Here is an 18,316-nt window from a genome sequence, read left to right as displayed (position 1 = left end):
GTCGGCCGGCCCGTCGGCCCTGTCGAGACCGTCAGCGACCTGGCGGCGGCGGTGGCCGCGCGGGAGGCCGCCGCGCACCCGCGCTGGGTCTGGTCCACCGCGGGCGCGATCTATCCGGCGCTGCTGCGGGCCGGCGTGCGCGTCGAGCGTTGCCACGACGTGGAACTGACCGAGGCGCTGCTGCTCGGGCACGCCGGCCGCTGGGGTGAGCCCCGTTCGCTGGCCGCCGCCTGGGCCCGCCTGACCGGTGGGCCGGTGCCGCCCGACCCGCCGCCGCGCGCCGCCGCGCCGCCCGGGCACGGCCAGGGCGCGCTCTTCGACACACTGCCCGGTCCGCCGGGCCCGGGCATCGAGGCACTGACGCAGGTGTACGCCGACCAGCTCGCCCGGGTCGCCGCGACCGAGCACCCGGGCCGGTTCCGGCTGCTGGTGGCCGCCGAGTCGGCCGGCGCGTTGATCGCCGTAGAGATGGGCGTCGCCGGGCTGCCCTGGCGGGCCGAGGTGCACGACGCGATCCTCGCCGAGCTGCTGGGTGAGCCGTCTCCGGTGGGTGGTCCGCCGCGCCGGTTGGCCGACCTGGCGTCCCGGATCGCCGACGCGTTCGGCGTGCGCCGGCTGCACGCCGACTCCCCGGCGGAGCTGCTGAAGGCGTTCGCCCGGGTCGGCGTGGAGCTGCCCAACACCCGGGCCTGGGTGCTGCGCGGCGTGGACCATCCGGCGGTGCCGCTGGTGCTGGAATACAAGGAGCTGTACCGGATCTGGACGGCGCACGGCTGGTCCTGGCGTGAGCAGTGGGTGCGCGACGGTCGGTTCCAGCCGGAGTACGTGCCGGGCGGGGTGGTCTCCGGCCGCTGGGCGACCCGTGGCGGCGGTGCGTTGCAGATCCCGAAGGTGATCCGCCGGGCGGTGGTGGCCGACCCGGGCTGGCGGCTGGTGGTGGCCGACGCCGGTCAGTTGGAGCCGCGCGTGCTGGCGGCGGTCTCCGGCGACGCCCGGCTGGCGGCGGCGGGCGGTGCCGGCGATCTCTACGCCGCGCTCGCCCGGGACTCGTTCGGCGGTGACCGGGCGCGGGCCAAGGTGGCGCTGCTGGGCGCGATGTACGGGCAGACCGGCGGGGCGGCGGTGCCCGCGTTGGCGGTGCTGAAGCGCAGCTACCCGACGGCGTTCGGCTTCGTCGAGGCGGCGGCGCGCACGGGTGAGGCGGGTGGGTTGGTGAGGTCCTGGCTGGGGCGTACGTGTCCGCCGGGCACGCTCGGGTTCGGTGATCCCGACGATGGGCCGCTCGATCCGGACGCGGCGGCCGATCCGCAGGGCCCCCGGGCGCGGGCCGCCCGGTCCAGAGGGCGGTTCACCCGCAACTTCGTCATCCAGGCCACCGCCGCGGAGTGGGCGTCGACGTTGCTGGCGACACTGCGGACGGAGCTGTCCGGCAGCACCGCCGAGCTGGTCTTCTTCCAACACGACGAGGTGATCGTGCACGCCCGGGCGGGCGAGGCCGCCGACGTCGCCGAGGCGGTCAGTCGGGCGGGGGAGCGGGCGTCGGCGCTGCTGTTCGGCGACACACCGGTCCGCTTCCCGCTGGATTTGTCCATCGTCGACTGTTACGCGGACGCGGCCTGACCCGTCGGCGCCGACCCGCCCGTGAACGCCGGACCGGCATCGCGTCGTCGGCTGTGGCGGACTCCGATGCGTAACGGTTGCACTATTTCTCCTTTTCGCCCCGCCACCCGTGAGCCGCCGTCCTCGTTGCAGTGTCCGTAGGAGGGGCCGACCGGTCACGGTCGGTCCCGTGCTGGAGGGGGCGCAGCTGAACCGGATCGCAGCAATGATCATCGCCGCAGGCGGGGGACGACGGATCGGTGGTCCCGAGGCCCTGCTGCACCAGGGCGAGAAGCCACTGGTCAACCAGATGATCGACACGATGACCGAGGCGGGCTGCGAGCAGATCGTGGTCGTGCTGGGTGCCGCCGCCGATCAGGTCCGGGAAACCGCCGACCTGGGCAGGGCCACCGTTGTGATCAACAAGGCGTGGGGCACCGGGGTCGGCTCGTCCATCCGGGCCGGCCTGGCCGCCATGGACGACGACGGAATCGAGGCGGTGGTGGTGGTCCCGGTCGACATGCCGGGCCTGACCGCCGCGGCGGTCCGCCGGGTGGCCGCGCTGCCGTACCCGGACGTGCTCGTCTGCGCCACCTACGACGGGTTGCGCGGCTACCCGATGCTGTTCGGCCGCCGGCACTGGCCCGGCATCGCCACCCTGGCCAGCGCCGACGTGGGCGCCCGCCCGTACCTGCTGGCGCACAAGGACCAGATCGTCGACATCGCCTGCGACTCGGTGGCCGACGGCAGTCGGGTCGACACCCCGGAGCTGATGGCGCTCTACGGGCTGACCGTCCCGCCCCAGCGGGTGGGCGTCTAGAGGTAGCGATCAGCCGGCGCGGCTCCGGTGCGTCGCCCATTCGCCGGTCCAGACGGCGAGATCGTGCACCCATCCATTTGTGCTCTGCTCGGCCTGGAAGATCAGGAATTGTTCGACGGCCCGCTCCGCGTAGGCCCGGGTGACGTGGACGTCGGCGGCGAAGTAGTCGACCATTTTGCCGAACGTCTCGGGGTCAACGAGGGTTCGAGGGTCGGCGGCGGTCGTCCTCGACGTGCTCGTGGTGACGGTCATGTGCGGTCCCTTCCGGTGCTTTCGCTGTGCGGAGAAGCGTTCCCCGCGCCGGTTGTGCTCTGTGCGCCCGGGTTGCCGCCGGTTTGCCAGGACGGCGGCCAGCGGGAATCTAGGTACCGCTGTGCGACGTCGCGGGCTCGACGATCGGCCTGCGGAACGGTCCCCAACCGACGAACCGGTCGAACAGAGCCCGAGGGCTCGGCCCGTCGTGCGGGTTCAGGTGGTACAGGTCGCGCATCGCCTCGTACAACAGGCCGACCAGGTAAATCGACAAGCTCGGCATCGCGTTCTCGTACTCGGCTTTCAGCATGAGTCGTGCCATCGGGCACGGCCACGGCTGACCGTCCGCACGGCACGCCCAGTGCGGGCGCAACGGTGTGTGTGGCAGGGCTTGGCCGTGCTGACGCGGGCGGTTTGCGGCCGGCCCGTGTTCAGGAGCAGGCGTCTGTACGGAGATCATCTCCGGCCCCCGTTTGCCCGGAACTGCTGGTACTGGGTCGGTGCCGTGGCCCAGGTTGGGCGTCGCTGGGTGGGGTGGGGGGCGGACACCCTCGGAGCTGGTTCGCTGCGCCAGAGCGTGAAGCGCATGGTGCCTCCTTCGCGCTGTCATGGAAAGGGCCGCCCCGTGAGTACTCGCCCGTCAGGGGCGGCCCCGGATACGAACGCGTCCGCCGGGTTCGGGTCGCTACCGGCCGCGCCGTCTGCCTCCACCCTGCGATGAGAGGACTACGCTCGGAAGTAGGTCGATGTTTTCAGAGGCTTTCAGCAGGGGACCCGTGGACGATCTGGGCGCGCAGCTGCGTCAAGCTCGTACCGAGGCTGGCGTATCGCTCGCCTCGGTGGCGGCGCGGTCGTGCTACTCGGCTTCGCACCTGAGTAACGTCGAGGCAGGACGGCGGACCGCTACCCCTGACATCGTGCTCGCCTACGCGCGGGCACTCGGGGAGGGTGACATGAACCGTCGACAGGCGCTCGGGCTCGCGGCCGGTGTCGTCGGCCCCGTAGTAGCCGGCGAACTCATCCGGGCCGGCTTCAGCGCTGCCCTCGACGGGCGAGGGGCCGAAGAGGACTGGCGCGAGCGGGTCGACCGGTATGGGCGGGACTACATGGCCGTGGGCGCGGCGGTGCTTCAGGCCCGCCTCGCCAGCGACCTCGTGATCCTTCAACAGCACCTCGACACGCCCCGCATGTGGACGCACGCCGCCCGGGCACTCGTGACCTACGGCAAGACCACGTCCAACCCCGCCGAAGCGATCCGCTGGTACGACCTCGCGGCGACGGCCGCTGATCGGTCCGACGACCTCGGCGTGCGCGTGTGGGTGCGGGGACGGGCCGCTATCGCACTCGCCTACGAAGGTGCGGCGCTGCCTATCGCACGGCGCTACGCCGACCAGGCCATCGCGTTGTCGGATCGGCCATCGCTCGGGCGAGTGCAGGCACTCATGGCACAGGCGCACGTCGCGGCTGGACGCGGCGACGAGGCCGGGGCGATCCTGCGCGATACCGAGGCCCGGCGGGTCTTCGATCACGTCGCGTCACCCGACGGTGAAGTCTCGGATACCGCCGTGCCGCCGTGGCGCATGGCGACCTTTCGCAGCATGCTGTACGCCCGCCTCGGGATGCTCGGTCCGGGTACCGAGGCGCAGCAGGAGGCCGACGGAACGCGGCCCCCGGGCCTGCCCCGCTTCGCGACGCATATCGAGCTGCACCGGGGCCTGACGATGGCGAAGGCCGGCGACAGGTCCGGCGGTGTCGCATACGCACGCCGGGCGTGGGAAGCCCTCCCGACCGAACGCCGGTCACAGAGCCTCGCCCTGATGCTGCGTGAGGTCGAGCGGGCCGGCAGTGGCCACCGGCGCGGGAACGGGAGCACCGTCGCGGTCGGCTGATCGCCGTTGGCCCGCTCGTCGGCGCGGCTCGGCTCGTACGCCTCTTCGTACGCGGCGGCCGACGGCGCGGGGGACGGCTCCGGGAATCGACAGACCGAGCAAGGAGACCGTCCGGGACGGCGTCCCGTTACCCGCGCTACTCGACGCAACACCTGATGCCCTCGGCGGTGGCCCCGAGGGCATCAGGTGGGTGAGCCGTACACCCTCCCCACCTGACCTTGCGGCTTTTGTCGCGACAGGTAAGTGCAAGATCGCGGGGAGGCGGTGGGGTTTACTCCGCGGGCTGGTCCAACTCGCCGGTGGCGGCGAGCCGCTGGTACCAGTGCGCGCTGTCCTTCCAGGTGCGGACCTGGGTGTCGTAGTCGACGCGGATGATCCCGAAGCGGCGGTCGTAGCCGTAGCCCCACTCGAAGTTGTCCAGCAGCGACCAGACGAAGTAGCCACGGACGTCCGCGCCCTGCGCCCGGGCGTCGGCCATCGCGCCGATGTGCCGGCGCAGGTAGTCGATCCGCCGGTCGTCGTGGATCCGGCCGTCGGCCGACACCACGTCGTCGAAGGCCGCGCCGTTCTCGGTGATCATCATCGGCTGGCTCGGGTACTCCCGGTGCAGGCGCAGCAGCAGCTCGGTCAGGGCCGGCGGGTCGATGTTCCACCCCATGGCCGTGTACGGGCCGGGCTGCGGCAGGAAGTCGACGTTCTCCGCGGCGACCCACGGCGACGAGGCCGACGCGCCGTGCCCGTCGGCGTCGGAACGGGCCGACGCCCCGTCCCAGGCCCGGACCAGGGTGCTGGAGTAGTAGTTCACCCCGAGCACGTCCAGCGGCACCGCGATCAGCTTCTCGTCGCCGTCGCGGACGAACGACCAGTCGGTGACCGACGCGGTGTCGGCGAGCAGGTCGGCCGGGTACTCCCCGTCCAGCATCGGGCCGAGGAACGCGCGGTTGGCGAGCGCGTCGATCCGCCGTACCGCATCGCGGTCCGCCTCGGAGTCCGAGGCCGGCCGGATGACGTGCAGGTTCAGCGTCACCGACAGCTCGGCGGCCGGGGCCACCTCCCGCACCACGCGCCCGGCCAGGCCGTGGGCGAGGTTGAGGTGGTGCACCGCGGCCAGCGCCGCCGCCGGTTCGGTCCGGCCCGGCGCGTGTACGCCGGAGGCGTAGCCCAGGTAAGCGGAGCACCACGGCTCGTTCAGCGTCGTCCAGGTGTGCACCCGGTCGCCCAGCGCGCCCACGATGCCTGCCGCGTACTCCTGGAAGCGCAACGCCGTGTCCCGTTCCGCCCAGCCGCCGGCGTCCTCCAGCTCCTGCGGCAGGTCCCAGTGGTACATGGTGGCCACCGGGCGGACGCCCCGCTCCAGCAGCCCGTCGACCAGGCGGGAGTAGAAGTCGATGCCGGCCTGGTTGAACCGACCCGCCCCGCCCGGCTGCACCCGGGGCCAGGAGACGGAGAACCGGTACGCGCCCAGACCCAGCTCGGCGATGTGGTCCAGGTCCTGCTGCCACAGGTGGTAGTGGTCGGCGGCGACGTCACCGGTGTCACCGTTGAGCGTCCGCCCGGGTGTGTGGCTGTAGGTGTCCCAGATGGACGGTCCGCGGCCGTCCTCGGTCGCGGCGCCCTCGATCTGGTACGCGGCGGTCGCCGACCCCCACAGGAAGCTCTCCGGGAAGTGGTGTTGCGTCATCGTTCCGTCCCCTGGATCTCGCAGATGTGGCCCGTCGAGGCGCCGGCGACCAGTTCGGCGCTGGCCGCGACGCCGTCGTAGCGCACCTCGAACTCGGCGCCCGGACCGTGCCCGGGAGACGGTACCCGCACCCGGGTCCGCTGCCCTCGCGCCGGTGCGTAGAGCCGCAGCCGCACGTCGTCCGCCCACTCGTAGTCCGGTCGGTCGGTGCGGGAGCCGAACGGGATGACCGCGCCGGGGCGGGCCAGCACCGGCAGGCTGTCGTACCCGTGCTTCTCGGTCACCCACGCCGGCCCGGTGACCTGCGCGCCGGTGAGCAGGTGCGTCCACGTGCCGGCGGGCACGTAGTAGGTGACCTCCCCGTCGGCGCTGAGCACCGGCGCGACCAGCACGTCGGAGCCGAGCATGTACTGCCGGTCCAGGTACGCCGTGGCCGGGTCGTCCGGGAACTCCACGATCATCGGGCGCATCATCGGCGTACCGTCGCGGTGGGCCTCCTGCGCGGCGGCTGCGAGGTACGGCATCAGGCTGAGCTTGAGCTGCGTGAAGTGCCGCAGCACGTCGACGGCCTCGTCGTCGAACTCCCACGGCACCCGGTACGAGCCGGAGCCGTGCAGCCGGGAGTGCGAGGAGAGCAGCCCGAACGCGACCCACCGCTTGAACACGGCCGGGTCGGGGGTGCCCTCGAAACCGCCGATGTCGTGGCTCCAGTAGCCGAAACCGGACGCCGCCAGGGACAGTCCGCCGCGCAGCGACTCCGCCATGGCGGCGAACGTCGACTCGCAGTCGCCGCCCCAGTGCACCGGGAACTGCTGCCCGCCCGCGGTGGCCGAGCGGGCGAACAGCACCGCCTCGCCCTCTCCCCGTTCGGTCTCCAGCAGCTCGAAGACCGCCTTGTTGTAGAGGTACGAGTAGTAGTTGTGCATCCGCTGCGGGTCCGAGCCGTCGTGCCACACCACCTCGGTAGGGATGCGCTCGCCGAAGTCGGTCTTGAAACAGTCGACGCCCATGTCCAGCAGCGCCCTGAGCTTGCCGGTGAACCAGCGCACCGCGTCCGGGTTGGTGAAGTCGACGAGCGCCATGCCGGCCTGCCACTTGTCCCACTGCCAGACCGAACCGTCCGGGTTGCGGACCAGGTAGCCGGCCTCGCGGCCCTCCTCGAACAGGTAGGAACGCTGGGCGATGTACGGGTTGATCCAGACACACACCTTGAGGTCGCGTTCGTGCAGCCGGCGCAGCATCCCCTCCGGGTCGGGGAAGGTCGCCGGGTCCCAGACGAAGTCGACCCAGTGGAACTGGCGCATCCAGAAGCAGTCGAAGTGGAACACCGACAGCGGCAGGCCCCGCTCGGCCATCCCGTCGACGAACTCGGTCACCGTCTTCTCGTCGTACGAGGTGGTGAACGACGTGGACAGCCACAGCCCGTACGACCAGGCGGGCACGCGGGCGGGCCGGCCGGTCAGCGCCGTGTAGCGGCGCAGCACGTCCTTCGGGGTGGGCCCGTCGATGACGTAGTAGGTGAGGGTCTGCCCCTCGACGCTGAACTGGGTCTGGGTGACGACCTCCGAGCCGACCTCGAACGACACGTGCTCCGGGTGGTCGACGAACACGCCGTAGCCGGTGCTGCTGAGGTAGAACGGCACGTTCTTGTACGCCTGCTCGCTCGCCGTGCCGCCGTCGGAGTTCCAGATGTCGACGGTCTGGCCGTTCTTGACGAACGGGCCGAAGCGCTCGCCCAGGCCGTACACCGTCTCGCCGACGCCGAGCGCGAGCCGCTCGTGGACGTGCCGGCGGCCCTCGGCGTCGGTGACGACGCCGACGCTGCGCCCGGTGGACGCGGTGACCAGCCGGTCGCCGTGCAGGAACTCGACCCGCCAGCCGTCGACGAGCGCGACCCGGGCGGTCAGGTCGCCGGTGGTCAGCGACGCGCTGAGGCCGGTGACGTCCACGGTGACCGGGTGCGCGTCGTCGGTGGTCAACCCGAAGTGCGGCTCGCGGGGCAGCCCGCCGGTGTGGTGGGCGATGGTGACCCCGATGACGCCGGGGGCGGGGGTGAAGAACCGGACGGTGACGACGGGCCGGTTGAGGGTGTCGCCGCGTCCGGTGATCCGACCGGCCGGCGCGAAGACGGTGAACCCGCGGTCGTCCGGCTCGACCGACTCGACGGTGCCGGGTCGCAGGACACTGACACCGGGGCGCAGTTGCCAGTACCCGTCGGTGAACTTCACTTCTCGGCTCCTGCCGTGATGCCGCGCGCGAGGGTGCGCTGGAAGATGAGGAAGAAGAGGATGGCCGGCACCAGGCTGATCAGCGAGCCGGCGTTCGTGGTCGGAGCGTCCATCAGACGGTCACCCTGCAACGACGCGAGCGCGACCGGGATGGTCTGCGTCTGGTTGTCGATGAGCATGACCAGCGGGATGAGGAACTCGTTCCAGGTCCAGATGAAGAAGAAGATGAGCAGTACGGCGAGGGTGGGTCGCAGGTTGGGAAAGACCACCCGCCACAGCACCGTCCACTTCCCGGCGCCGTCGAGCGCGGCGGCCTCCAGCAGCGAGCGCGGGAACGTCCCCATGACCGAGGCCAGCAGGTACGTGCCGAACGCGCTCTGGATCACGGTGAAGATGATGATCACCGAGAGCTGGGTGTTGTAGAGACCGATCTCCTTCGCCACGTAGTACAGCGGGTAGATCAGCGCCTCCTGCGGCAGCATGTTGGCCAGCAGGAACAGCCCGACGATCCAGAGGCGGCCACGGACCCGTCCGATGCCCAGGGCGTACGCGTTGAGCAGCGAGACGGCCACGCCGAGCACCGCCACGGAACCGGCGATGAGCGTCGAGTTCCAGAGCTTGAGCGGGAAGTTCACCTCTGTCCAGTACGTGCGCAGACCCTTGGTGTAGAACTCGGTCGGCCAGCTCAGCGGCCCACCCGAGGAGTAGTCGCCGGGTGACTTGAACGCGTTGAGCAGCATGAACGCGAACGGCACAAGCATGACGAGCGCGCCGACGGTGACCAGGGCGAGCACCACCCAGCGGCTCACGCCACGGTGGTGCCGGTCGCGGACGGGCCGACCGGCCGGCGCCGGGGCTTCGGTGATCATGACGGCCATCTCAGAACCCCCGGTCGCGGCGCTCGCTGCGGGCCTGCATCCAGATGAAGAGCACGGCCACCACGACGATGATCACCGTGAGCACGGTGGAGATCGCGGAACCGTAGCCGACCTGGAGCTTCTTGAAGAACGTGTAGTAGGCGAAGTACGACGGCACGTTCGTGGCGTTCTCCGGGCCGCCCCGGGTCAGGGCGAAGATCGGCCCGAACACCTTCAACGCGGCGATGGTGCAGGTCAGCGCCACCACGAAGGTCTCCGGCCGGATCTGCGGCAGGGTGATGGCCCGGAACCGGTGCAACCAGTTGGCGCCGTCGACCTCGGCCGCCTCGTACAACTCGGGGTCGACCCGCTGCAGCGCCGCCATGAACACGACCACGGGGTAGCCGATCTGCACCCAGATCATCACCGCCATCACGGCCGGCAGCGCGGTGCCCGGGTCGCCGAGCCAGTCGTGGCGCAGCGCGCCGAGGCCGACCGCGTCGAGCAGGCTGTTGAACGCGCCGTCGGGGCGCAGGATCCAGCCCCAGACGATGCCGGCCACCACGACGGGCAGCACCTGCGGGAGATAGAACGCGGCCCGCAGCGCGGCGGCCGTGCGGGGCTTGAAGCGGCGGCCGATGACGTCGAAGAGCACGGCGGCGAGCAGCAGCCCGAGCAGTGTGGGGACCACGACCATCGCGACGATCATCGCGACGGTGTTGCGGAACGACGCCCAGAACACGTCGTCGTGCAGGAGTTGCTGGTAGTTGTCCAGGCCGACGAACGTCGGGTCGCCGATCCCCGACCACTTGGTCAGCGACAGGTAGCCGGTGCCGACCAGCGGCGCGCCGATGACCAGGATGAACAGTACCGCTCCGGGGAGCAGGTAGAGCCAGTACGCCGCGTCGCGGCCGCGCGGTCCACGGCGGGGCTTGCGCGGGGTGGGGGTCGCCGTCGGGTGTGGGGCGGCGACGGTCTCGGAGACTGCCATGGAAGATCCTTCCCGGCGGGGCGGGCGGGCACGCCGGTCGTGCCCGCCGCTCGCCGTGTCACTTGCCGGTGATCTCCTTGACGCCATCGGCGTACGGCTTGGCGATCGTGTCGAGCACCTGGTCCGGGGCCTTGGACCCGTTGATCAGGCCCTGGAAGCCGCCGACCAGCACGTCGTAGTAGCCGGGCACCGGCCAGTCCGGGTAGAAGGCCAGGCCGTCCTGCTTGCTGACCGTGTTGAAGTCCTCGATCAGCTTGCGGTCCTTCGGGTCGCTGATCTTCGCGGGGTCACCGGCCACCGGGACGCCACCGTTGTTGCCGATCAGGTCCTGGATCTCCGGGCGCAGGGTGATGTCGATGAAGTCGTACGCCAGGCTCTTGGCCTTGCTGTTCGCCGGGACCACCCAGAGGTTGCCGGAGGAGCCGGCGTGCAGGGTGTTGCCCGGGAAGAGGAACGTGTCCCAGTTGGCCTTCATCTCGGTCTTGAACCGGCCGTACCACCAGCTGCCCGAGACGATCATCGGCGTCTTGCCGGCGATGAACGCCGTGCCCATGTCCTCGGCCTTGAGGCTCGCCGAGTCCTTGGCGACGTAGCCCTTGCGCACCCAGTCGGCGAAGGTGTCCGCGCCGTACTTGAGCGGGTCGGCCTTGAAGTCGACCGGGTTCTTGTAGAGCTGGTAGTTGTCGACGAACTGCCGGTCGGCCTTGGAGAGGGCCAGCTGGTAGAAGAGCTGCCCGGCCGGGTACTCGGCGCCGGCCATCCCCAGCGGGGTGACGCCCTTGCCGACGAACGTGTCCATCGCGGCGGTCATCTCGGCCATGGTGGTCGGCACCTTGACGCCGTTGCGCTCGAACAGGTCCTTGTTGTAGTAGACCGTGACGTACTCGCCGTAGTTGGGCACGCCGAACCAGTTGCCCGAGCCCATCACGCCCTTGTCGCTGTACCGGGCGGTGGTCTGCAGGCTGGGGCTGAGCTTGCCGGCCCAGCCGCGCTTGTCGGCCTCGGCGCTCAGATCGGTGAGCAGGCCCTGGGAGGACAGCAGGCCGGCGGTGGCGTTGCCCTTGTTGTACTCCATGATGTCCGGGCCCTCGGACGAGTTGATGATCATGCCGGCGTTCTGCTGGATCTGCTCGAACGCCTTGCGCTCGAACCGCACCTCGACGCCCGGGTGCTCGGCCTTGAAGATCTCGATCGCCCGGTTCCAGCCGACCCCCATGGCGCTGTTCTCGCTCTCGTAGTGCCAGAGCTTGAGGGTCTTGGCCCCGCTGTCGTCCTCGCTGTCACCACCGCCGCACGCGGCCACGGCGGTCGTCGCGGTCGCCGCCAGGGCGATCGCGGTGACGATCCGGCGGAATCGCTGCATTGCTATCCTCCTCGTTGAGTATCTAGCGGTACCTCGATGAGGCCCGTCGTCGCGTTGCAGCGCGGCGGCGGGCTGTCTTCACTTGTCGGCCCCCATGAGCTGGCGGCTTCGTGGTGCGGCGGTCGAGCCCCGGATCTCCAGCGCGCACGGCAGCAGTTGCTGGTGGCGCGCGCCGCCGGGGCCGTCCAGGTGGCGCAGCAGCGCCTCGATCGCGATCCGGCCCAGCGCCGACCCGGGGGACGTCATCGCGGTCAGCGCCGGGGTGGCCAGTTCGGCGACCTGCGGTGAGGTGACCATCGAGACGACCGATACGTCGTCGGGCACCGACAGCCCCCGGCCGGTCAGCTCGCCGAGGATGCCGAAGATCGCGGTCTCGTTCATGGCCAGCACGGCGGTCAGCTCCGGGGCCTGCGCGAACGCGGCGGCCAGGGCGGCTCGCCCACCCGCGGCGCTGTCCTCGGCGGCGATCATCACCGGCTCCAGGCCGTGGTCGGTCATCGCCGAGACGAAGGCGTCCCGGGTACGCAGCGCGGGGCCGTAGCCGGTGGCCAGCGTGGCGGCGGAGTGGTTGACGTAGACGATCCGTCGATGCCCCAGGCCGACCAGGTGCCCGACGGCCTCCCGCACGGTCTGCTCGAAGTCGATGTCGACGTAGGAGAGCCCGCTGGTGTCGCCGGTGCGCCCGATCAGGACCAGCGGCACGTCCGCCTCCTGGAGCACGGTGACCCGCTCGTCGGCGAGCTGCACCTCCATCAGCACGACACCGTCGAGCATCCGCTGGGTGGCGAGCCGGCGCAGGTCGTCGAGGTCACCGCCGCCGACCGGTGAGAGCACCAGGTGGTAGCCGGCGGCGCTGGCCGCGGCGGCGGCGCCGGTGACGAAGGCCGTCTCGGTCGCGCCCAGGCCACGCTCGTCCATCGGCATCAGCAGGCCCAGGATCCGGCTGCGCCGGCTGGCCAGGCCGCGGGCCATCGCGTTGGGCTGGTAGTGGAGCTCCTCCATGGCGGCGAGCACCTTGTCCCGGGTGGCCTGCGAGATCGGGCGGGCGCCGGTGAGCACGTACGACACGGTGCTGACCGAGACCCGGGCGAGGCGGGCGACGTCGTGCATGGTGGCCACGCGCACCTCCTCCGGCCAGGCGTGAGACCGCTCCCGAATCGGCGTCGAAGCGTTTCGACGAAGCGGTTCGACAGGACGCTAGGCCACCCGTTACGGGGACGTCAATAGCCGATGTCGAAAAGAAGTCGTCCCGCTCGCGCCGGGCCGCACGGTCAGGATCGGGGCGCGATCCCGGGGCCGCGGCGGCGTGACGCGTCGTCAGCGCAGGTCGAACAGGGCTGCCGCGCTGTCCCAGCAGACCGCCCGCAGCCAGTCGTCGCCGAGGTCCAGCCGGACCAGGCCGGTCAGCTGGTCGGCGTACGGGTAGGGGAGGTTGGGGAAGTCGCTGCCCAGCAGCACCTTGCCGGCCAGTCCCAGCTCGCGTAGCCGGGGCAACTCGTCAGCGGGGAACGGAACGAACCGGTCGAAGAACGGGGTGAACGCCATCGTCGTGTCCAACCGGACCCGCTCGTACGTCTCCGCCAGGTCGAGGAACGCCCGGTAGTCCGGGGCACCGAGGTGGGCCACCACGGCGCTCAGTCGAGGGTGACGGGCGAGCAGGGCGGCGAACGGGTCCGGCCCGGTGTGCGTGGTCCCCACCGGGGCGTGCCCGGCGTGTACCACCACCGGCACACCCGCGTCGGCCAGCATCCCCCAGACCGGGTCCAACAACGGATCAGTCGGCGCGAAACCACCCACCTGAAGGTGCACCTTGAACAGTCGGGCGCCGTCGGCGAGTGCCGCCTCGACGTACCCGACGGCGTCCGGCTCCGGGAAGAAGGTGGCCGAGGCCAGGCAGCCCGGGGTGTCCCGGGCGAACTCCAGCGTCCACCGGTTGAGGTCCGCCGCCATGCCCGGCCGGTGCGCGTACGCCAACGCGCTGAACGCCCGCACGCCGAGCCGGCGCAGGTGCGCGACCCGCTCGGCGTCGCTCCACCGGTAGCGGATCGGCCACTCGGTGCCGACCAGGGGGCCGGCCGCGTCGAAGTACGCCCACACCCGGCGCAGCAGGCGCGGCGGCAGGAAGTGCACGTGCACGTCGGCGAGCCCCGGCAGCCCCAGCGTTCGCCAGATGTCCGGCACCTGCTGGTCGGCCTCGGGCGGGGACTGCGTCGCCGGTCCGGTCATATCTCGATGTTGAAGCGTTGCAGCACCGAGGGCGCGATCAGGCCCGTCGTGGCGAGGACCGCCACGACGGTCAGCACGGCACGCAGCACGACCACCTCGGCCTTGCTGCCGGTACGCAGGGCGATGCTGTTCGGCAGGCCGATCATCGTCCACATGCGCCGCTTGATCGGGATGGGCCACAGGATCGGCACGCCGGCTCGGGTGATCATGTCGCCGAGGATGTGCACGAAGCAGCCCACCCCCAGGGCCGTGCCGATCAGGGGGTAGCCGCGCCCGCCCGGGAGGTTCGCGAAGGTGAACCAGGCCGCCCCCGCCGACGCGAGGGTGATGATCACCCAGCCGGCCCGCTCGGCCCACTCGTCGAACAGCCCGCGCAGGGCCAGGCCGAACATGAAGAACAGTATGGTGATCACCGCCCACTTGCCGTACGCGGCGCACAGCGCGGTGGTGCCCCACCCGACGAGGACCGTGAACGGGAGAGTGTGCGTCAGCGTCCGGTGCCCGTTGTTGCGGCGTGGATCCTTGCTGAGTTTCGTGGCGTAGTAGACCCCGAGGGAGATCTTCTCCATCACCTCGGCGGCGAAGAGCGAGAAGACCCCGAAGGTGCGGGCCACGGTGGCCCCACCCTGGTTCCTGGTCACCTTGCCCGACATGTCGAGGTCGGGAAACAGGGCGCCACCCGCGCAGACCGCGGTGCCCACCGCCAACGCGAGAGGCGACTGGTGGTAGTCGGCGAACTGGTCCAGTGCCCAGGACCCGGCCAGCCACACCGCCGCGCCGGACAGCGCGTGCGACGGTCCCATCATCTCGGCTCACCCTCCCCAGGGATCTTGAGCGCCCAAAACTACGCCACTGTAGTCAGCGTCGGCGCCGCAGGGGCATCACCCGGACGGTCCACAGAGGATGGTGTCAGGAAGCGGGGGTGAAGCTCTGCCGGATCATCGGCAAGTATGCCGCGTTGACCTGCCAGTCGAACTCTTTTGTCAACCACGAGACGGTGTACGACCGATCGGCCGACGTGTTGGCCAGCAGGCGAAAACTGTGCACCTGCTCGCCCACGGCGTTCTCCCAGCCGCACTCCCACACCGCGCCGCCCTCGAAGATGTCCATCGCGGAGATGTCCACCCTGCGGTAGCCCGGCAACGCCTCGCTGCCGGTGAGCCGAGCCTCCTCGGCCCTCCAGTAGGCCAGTGGGTCGTCCCGCGGCGGCCCCGCCTCGACGCTGAGCACCCGGGCCCCGTCTGCCTCGCGGAAGCAGGTCGCCGCACCCTCGTTCCAGCGCGCCCAGCCCACCGGCGCGGCGATCCGGAACCCGGTCGGATCGTCATGCCAGGTCCAGCCCTCACGCAGCCCGTACCGCCCGTCGGCGGCCGGCGACAACGACACCACCGGAGTCGCCGTCGGGGGAGGAGGCGTCGAGCAGGCGAACGCGGCCGGCCGGGCGGTGGCCGCGCCGCCCCCGGAGCCGGACGGCGGCGTCCGTTCGGCGTCCCGGGTCGCCAGCGCCACGGTGACGCCACCGGCGATGGCCAGCGCGCTGGCCGCGCCCGCCAGGCCGATGAGCAGGCGACGCCGGCCGGCGGTCCGGCCCCTTCGCCGGGCGGTCAGCGGCGCGGGACCGCCGAGCGGGTCGAGGGGGGTCTGCGCCAGGCTCCGGCCCGCGCTGCGTACCGCCGCCACCGCCGAGGAACGGGCCGTTTCGGCGGGCTCGCCGGGGTGGGCCGCGGCCCGGCGCAGCAGCGGCTCCGCCTCGGCGGCGGTCAACCGCCGCCACGGATCACGCTGCAACAGGCCGGTCAGGACCGGTCGCAGCGGCCCGGCCCGGCGCATCGGATCCGGTGGTTCGGTGGCCAACGCGCTGAGCGTCGCCATCGCGCTCGACCGGGCGTACGGCGACTGCCCCTCGACTGTCGCGTACAGCGTCGCCCCCAGCGACCACAGGTCGGTACGCGGGTCCGACACCCCTTCGCGGGCGCGCTCCGGGGCGACGAACTGCGGCGAGCCGAGCACCGTGCCCGGGCCCGTCATCAACCCGTCGCCACCGTCGAAGGTGGCCAGCCCGAAGTCGGTGAGCACCACCCGCCCGTCGTCGGCCACCAGCACGTTGTGCGGCTTCACGTCGCGGTGCAGCACCCCGGCGGCGTGCGCGGCCCGCAGGGCGGCGAGCACCGCCAACCCGATCCGGGCGGTACGTTGCGGACTCAGCGGCCCCTCGGTGCCGAGGATCTGCTGCACCGAGCGGGACGGCACGTACTCCATCACGATCCAGGGGCTCTCCCGGTCGTGCACGACGTCGTAGATCCGGACCACGTTGGGGTGGTTGAGCCGGGCGGCGGTACGCGCCTCGCGCAGCGTCCGCAGCCGCACCTGCTCGCGCTCGGCCTCGGCCAGCCAGGACGGCGGCACGACCTCCTTCACCGCGACGTCGCGGTGCAGCATCTCGTCGCGGGCCAGCCACACCCGACCCATTCCGCCGGTGCCGACCAGGTCGAGCAGCCGGTACCGACCCGCGATCAGCAACTGCTGCACGGTCGCTCCCCCTCGGTCACCCCGAGTTACACGATAACCACCAAAGTCGGGTTTCTCATCCGCTGACCGGCCTCGGTCCACGCCGGACGGTGGTCGGGATCATGACCATACGGCGCAGGTCAGGGGGGTGGTCGGAAACTGTTTCGGACTGTCGTCCAGTCGGTGCCGGCCCGGATCCAGTCCCTGTCGTCGGTGATCCAACCCAGCGTCCAACGGCCGGCCGTGACGGCCTGTTGCCGGGCGTGCAGCCACGCGCCGTACGGGGCCGTCCAGCGGCACTCCCACTCCGCCCCGCCGTCGATCGCGGCGAGCCGGATCTCGTCGTACCCCGGCAACGCCCCGGCCCCGGCCGCCGCGTCGCGGGCCGCGCGCAGCCGGACCAGCGGATCGGCGCCGCCGCCCGCGGCGACGCTGAAGGCCCGGCCGGTCGCCGGGTCCTGGAAGCAGGCCACCGCGCCGTCGCGGGAGTAGTACCAGGTCGCCGGTACGGAGACCCGGAAGCCGGTGGTGTCGGCGTGCCAGACCCAGCCGGGTGGCGGCCGGAGCCGTTCGCCCGGCAGCGGCGTGCCGGCCAGCACCGGCGCGCCGGTCACGTGCGGCCGGACACATTCGAACGGCGGCGGGGGTACGTCCCCCCGCCCGACCGGCGGCGGACCGGGCCGGTCGGGGCCGCGACCCGGCCCACCCGGGTAGCCCGGCCCGTCCGGGAAAGGGGTCGACGGCGACGCGGCGGGCCGGCCCGCGGTGTCGCCGGGCTCGTCACCGGTGACGGCCAACGCGGTGCCCACGCCAGCGGCGGCGGCCACCAGCAGCGCCACCGCGATCAGCGCGCCCCGGCGCCGACGCGGAGCGGCGGGGGAGGCGGAGTCTGCCGGGTCGGTGGCGGACCCGCCGGGCTCGGGTAGCGGGATGGTGGCGTCCTGGTCGGCCGGGTCGTCGGCATCGGCAGGCCGGTCGCCAGGCGGCGGCTCGTCGCGGGCGGACGCCGCGCGCGGGTCGGGGTCGTCGGACGTCCCGGACGCATCGGTGTGGCCGCCCGCCGCGCTCGTGAGCAGCCGGCGGGCCGCGGCGTGGTCGAGACGGTCACGCGGGTCACGACTCAACAGGCCGGCGAGCAGCGGTGCGAGCGGCCCGGCGTGCGGGGCCGGGTCCGGCGGTCCGGCGGCCAGCGCGCTCAGGGTGGCCATCGCGGTGCTGCGGGCGTACGGGGAGCGGCCCTCGACGGCGGCGTGCAGGGTGGCCCCGAGCGACCACAGGTCGGCGGCCACCGTGGACACCCCCTCGGCGGCCCGCTCCGGGGCGACGTACTGCGGGGAGCCGAGCACCATCCCGGGGCGGGTCATCGCGCCGTCGCCGCCGTCGAAGGTGGCCAGCCCGAAGTCGGTGAGCATCACCCGCCCGTCGTGCGCCATGAGCACGTTCTGCGGCTTGATGTCGCGGTGCAGCACCCCGGCCGTGTGCGCGGCGTGCAGCGCACCGAGCAGCGCCAAGCCGATCCGGGCCGCCCGGGCCGGCTCCAGCGGCCCCTCGGCGTCCAGGACGTCCTGGAGGGTGCGCGACGGGACGTACTCCATCACGATCCAGGGGCTGCCCTCGACCGGCACGACGTCGTACAGCCGTACCACGGCGGGGTGGATGAGCCGGGCCGCCGCGCGTGCCTCCCGCAGGGTGCGCGAGCGCAGCTCGGCCCGCTCGTGGTCGGCCAGCCAGCTCGGCGGCACGACCTCCTTGACCGCGACCTCGCGGTGCAGCATCTCGTCGCGGGCCCGCCACACCCGACCCATGCCCCCGCGACCGACCAGGTCGAGCAACCGGTACCGACCAGCGATCAGCACCTGCGCACGCTCCTCCTCAGCCGCTGTCCGGGCTACACCCTAACCA

The 18,316-nt window shown here is 71.9% G+C and carries 15 protein-coding genes; 3 read left to right on the top strand and 12 right to left on the bottom strand.

Annotation, left to right across the window (positions count from 1 at the left end):
• Both FHG89_RS15885 and FHG89_RS15880 read left to right on the top strand, forming a co-directional pair.
• Positions 1 to 1,620 (top strand): bifunctional 3'-5' exonuclease/DNA polymerase (locus FHG89_RS15885; RefSeq protein WP_139585162.1); only part of this gene is annotated, 1,620 nt, incomplete at its 5' end.
• Between the two features lie 205 nt (positions 1,621 to 1,825).
• Entirely contained in the window at positions 1,826 to 2,419 is a 594-nt protein-coding gene (locus tag FHG89_RS15880) for a nucleotidyltransferase family protein (RefSeq protein ID WP_139585168.1), read from the top strand.
• 9 nt (positions 2,420 to 2,428) lie between these two features.
• Here the strand turns inward: FHG89_RS15880 and FHG89_RS15875 are convergent, their stop codons facing one another.
• Both FHG89_RS15875 and FHG89_RS15870 read right to left on the bottom strand, forming a co-directional pair.
• Positions 2,429 to 2,671: a hypothetical protein gene (locus tag FHG89_RS15875; RefSeq protein WP_139585161.1), complete on the bottom strand. Its 243-nt coding sequence runs from the start codon at positions 2,669 to 2,671 to the stop codon at positions 2,429 to 2,431.
• A gap of 109 nt (positions 2,672 to 2,780) precedes the next feature.
• Positions 2,781 to 3,131, bottom strand: coding sequence for a hypothetical protein (locus tag FHG89_RS15870; RefSeq protein ID WP_139585160.1), 351 nt, complete (start codon positions 3,129 to 3,131; stop codon positions 2,781 to 2,783).
• 316 nt (positions 3,132 to 3,447) lie between these two features.
• On the opposite strand from FHG89_RS15870, the gene FHG89_RS15865 reads away from it, so the two are divergent.
• Positions 3,448 to 4,560, top strand: a complete 1,113-nt coding sequence (locus FHG89_RS15865; RefSeq protein WP_139585159.1) for a helix-turn-helix domain-containing protein — start codon at positions 3,448 to 3,450, stop codon at positions 4,558 to 4,560.
• A gap of 271 nt (positions 4,561 to 4,831) precedes the next feature.
• Here the strand turns inward: FHG89_RS15865 and FHG89_RS15860 are convergent, their stop codons facing one another.
• From FHG89_RS15860 to FHG89_RS15815, 10 genes are all read right to left on the bottom strand, one after another.
• Complete coding sequence (locus FHG89_RS15860) at positions 4,832 to 6,241, bottom strand: GH1 family beta-glucosidase (RefSeq protein WP_139585158.1); 1,410 nt, start codon at positions 6,239 to 6,241, stop codon at positions 4,832 to 4,834.
• Positions 6,238 to 8,469, bottom strand: coding sequence for an alpha-xylosidase (gene yicI / locus FHG89_RS15855; protein ID WP_139585157.1), 2,232 nt, complete (start codon positions 8,467 to 8,469; stop codon positions 6,238 to 6,240). The genes FHG89_RS15860 and yicI overlap by 4 nt, the downstream gene beginning before the upstream one ends.
• Positions 8,466 to 9,338 (bottom strand): carbohydrate ABC transporter permease, encoded by an 873-nt coding sequence (locus FHG89_RS15850; protein WP_341874262.1) that lies wholly within the window; start codon positions 9,336 to 9,338, stop codon positions 8,466 to 8,468. The genes yicI and FHG89_RS15850 overlap by 4 nt, the downstream gene beginning before the upstream one ends.
• Before the next feature lie 10 nt (positions 9,339 to 9,348).
• Positions 9,349 to 10,317 carry a carbohydrate ABC transporter permease gene (locus tag FHG89_RS15845; RefSeq protein WP_139585155.1) on the bottom strand — a complete coding sequence of 323 codons (969 nt, stop codon included), beginning with the start codon at positions 10,315 to 10,317 and terminating at the stop codon, positions 9,349 to 9,351.
• Positions 10,318 to 10,375: 58 nt separating this feature from the next.
• Positions 10,376 to 11,680 (bottom strand): ABC transporter substrate-binding protein, encoded by a 1,305-nt coding sequence (locus FHG89_RS15840; protein ID WP_139585154.1) that lies wholly within the window; start codon positions 11,678 to 11,680, stop codon positions 10,376 to 10,378.
• Positions 11,681 to 11,758: 78 nt separating this feature from the next.
• Entirely contained in the window at positions 11,759 to 12,790 is a 1,032-nt protein-coding gene (locus FHG89_RS15835) for a LacI family DNA-binding transcriptional regulator (RefSeq protein WP_244295492.1), read from the bottom strand.
• Between the two features lie 207 nt (positions 12,791 to 12,997).
• Positions 12,998 to 13,906, bottom strand: coding sequence for an amidohydrolase family protein (locus FHG89_RS15830; RefSeq protein ID WP_139585152.1), 909 nt, complete (start codon positions 13,904 to 13,906; stop codon positions 12,998 to 13,000).
• Entirely contained in the window at positions 13,903 to 14,712 is an 810-nt protein-coding gene (locus tag FHG89_RS15825) for a metal-dependent hydrolase (RefSeq protein ID WP_139585151.1), read from the bottom strand. The genes FHG89_RS15830 and FHG89_RS15825 overlap by 4 nt, the downstream gene beginning before the upstream one ends.
• A 103-nt stretch (positions 14,713 to 14,815) precedes the next feature.
• Positions 14,816 to 16,435, bottom strand: coding sequence for a serine/threonine-protein kinase (locus tag FHG89_RS33350; protein ID WP_244295489.1), 1,620 nt, complete (start codon positions 16,433 to 16,435; stop codon positions 14,816 to 14,818).
• Positions 16,436 to 16,554: 119 nt separating this feature from the next.
• Positions 16,555 to 18,270, bottom strand: coding sequence for a protein kinase domain-containing protein (locus FHG89_RS15815; RefSeq protein WP_244295486.1), 1,716 nt, complete (start codon positions 18,268 to 18,270; stop codon positions 16,555 to 16,557).
• Positions 18,271 to 18,316 lie beyond the last annotated feature (46 nt).

The organism is Micromonospora orduensis, from assembly GCF_006228125.1.
GTDB lineage: Bacteria > Actinomycetota > Actinomycetes > Mycobacteriales > Micromonosporaceae > Micromonospora > Micromonospora orduensis.
Note: the sequence above shows the minus strand (reverse complement) of the source record. Positions and strands in the feature narration are given on the sequence as shown.